2 protein-coding genes are annotated in these 2377 nt (G+C 35.6%); both read left to right on the top strand.

Annotated features, from left to right (window positions below):
• Window positions 1–102: 102 nt before the first annotated feature.
• Window positions 103–1305, top strand: a complete 1203-nt coding sequence (gene folP / locus ENL20_06800; GenBank protein HHE38265.1) for a dihydropteroate synthase — start codon at window positions 103–105, stop codon at window positions 1303–1305.
• Entirely contained in the window at window positions 1302–2042 is a 741-nt protein-coding gene (locus tag ENL20_06805) for a TIGR00159 family protein (GenBank protein HHE38266.1), read from the top strand. Before folP ends, ENL20_06805 begins: the two co-directional genes overlap by 4 nt.
• Window positions 2043–2377 lie beyond the last annotated feature (335 nt).

The raw sequence follows: 2377 nt of genomic DNA on the forward strand, positions 1-2377 counted from the left end.
AAAAGTAATTTGACAAGTTAAGATATAATTTTAGTTAAGTTCATATTTATGTTTTCAGAATTTTTTACCTGAAAACAAATCCGGATTATTTGGGGAAAAACCATGAACAGGATTTTATTGATCAAGGACATCGATGATGCTGTATATGAGTTACAGAAGATTGGTGTTTCATCACAAGGAATTAATGTCATGGCACCAAAAACTTTAGGACTATCGATCAAACTGACAGATGTTAAAATCGGAGCAGCGAACATTTTGAAGCAGGAAATGCTTTCTATTGGAGGAGATGCCGCAGTTGCGAGAGGAGTTGTCGAAGGTTCGATTCCAAGAAGCGATGTGATTCTTTTGGGTGAAGTTGATAAAATAAAAAAACTGATCAAAAAATTAGATCATCAAACAATATTTGGTCTTCCTGTGATCAAGAAAGATTTGGAACTATTTCTGGATCAATTGCTCCGAAAAGAAGATAAAAGCATTGATTGTCGTGGAAAGAAAATACTTCTCGATTCCACAAAAATTGTTGGGATTTTAAATATAACTCCGGACAGTTTTTCTGATGGAAATGAATTTTTAAATCCGGAAAAGGCAGTCAAACACGCTCTTCAAATGATCGATGAAGGAGCAGACTTAATCGATATTGGTGGTGAATCAACCAGACCGGGAGCAAAGAAGATAATTATTGAAGAAGAAAAAAAGAGGGTTGTTCCAATTATTGAAGAGATAAGAAAGAAGATGGATGTTCCAATATCAATTGATACTTATAAATCGGAAGTTGCAGATGCTGCCATAAGAGCTGGTGCTTCCGTCATAAATGATATCAGTGCCTTACGCTTTGATCCTCAGATGATAAACATCCTGCAGAAATATGATGATGTTCCCATAATTTTGATGCATATGCAGGGAAATCCTGAAACAATGCAGGAAAATCCTTTTTATAAAGATACGATCGAGGAAATTCTGGATTTTTTCAAAGAAAGGATAAATTTCTGCCTTTCAAACGGAATATCCAGGAACAGAATTATTATTGATCCGGGTATCGGTTTTGGTAAAAGACATGAAGATAACCTGATAGTTTTAAAGAAGATCTCCGAGTTTCATTGTTTTGATGTTCCGGTTCTTCTCGGAGCTTCCCGGAAAAGTTTTATTAACAGGATTTATTCATCATCACCAGAAGATAGATTAGCAGGAAGTCTGGCTGCTTCTTCTCTTGCTTTTGCGAATAAGGTGGATTTTGTGCGGGTGCATGATGTGAAGGAACAAAAAAGATTTTTAGATGTTTTGAAAGCAATAAGGAACATAAAATGAGTTTTCTCGTTCCCAAGTTCAAAGATATCATCGATATTTTAGTGATCGCCTTTTTACTCTATCGTTTGATCCTGCTTTCCAAAAGAACCGGTGGATCACAAATCCTGCTTGGTCTGGGAGTTGTGATCCTGATGTATTTTCTTGCCTCTGTTTTACATTTGGAAATGCTGACTTCGTTTTTGAAAGTTTTGAAAGATTACTGGGTCATCGCATTTATCATTCTTTTCCAACCTGAGATCAGAGGTTTATTTGCCAGGATCGCTCAAAACCATGACTTTAAATCTCTTTTCAGAAGTGTTAAAAAATCTGTTTATTCACCGCTTTTGAATGCAGTCTCCATCATGTCATTCAGGAAGATCGGAGCCTTGATCGTGATCGAGAACAACCGGAAACTGAATGATTATATCGAAAGCGGAGAACTTATCGATGCCCAAATATCCATAAAATTACTGCTGACCATTTTTAATAATAAAACCATCCTGCATGACGGAGCAGTAATTATCCGCAATAACAGGATCCTTGCCTGTAAAGTTGTTCTTCCTCTGTCGGAAAATATTGAATATACCCAGAAATTCGGAACAAGACATCTCGCAGCTATCGGTGTTACCGAATCGACAGATGCTTTCACTATTGTTGTTTCGGAAGAGACCGGTAATATATCCGCAACTTCCAAAGGAGAGATCTTTACCAATCTTTCCATCGATGAACTTTCGCAGAAAATAAAGGATGAAACTTAAGGTATTAATAAAAATGTTGTTGGTGACGGATTTACTTTGATTGGAAGAATCGTTATTCAATTCAGATATGAAGAATAAGGTTTTGGAAATTAATGATCTTCGATTAGAAGATCATAAACCAACAATGGAAAGAAAGATGTTTCTGTTCAAAATAAATAGTTATTATAAGAATTCCTTTCCAGTGTTTTCTCCTCATTCCCAAATTTTTTTTGGGAATGCAATTGTTGAAAAGTTTTACTTTGATTTTTTGTGCGAGAAAGTATTATTCGAAATGAAATTTCTTTATCAGTTGTGTTCCTTCATCATCGAATGATGATGTTATCGGAATTTGGGAA

Source organism: Candidatus Cloacimonadota bacterium (assembly GCA_011372345.1).
GTDB lineage: Bacteria > Cloacimonadota > Cloacimonadia > Cloacimonadales > TCS61 > DRTC01.

Coding starts and splice junctions, on each gene's coding strand:
- folP (HHE38265.1), top strand. CDS start 103: ATGAACAGGATTTTATTGATCAAGGACATCGATGATGCTGTATATGAG.
- ENL20_06805 (HHE38266.1), top strand. CDS start 1,302: ATGAGTTTTCTCGTTCCCAAGTTCAAAGATATCATCGATATTTTAGTG.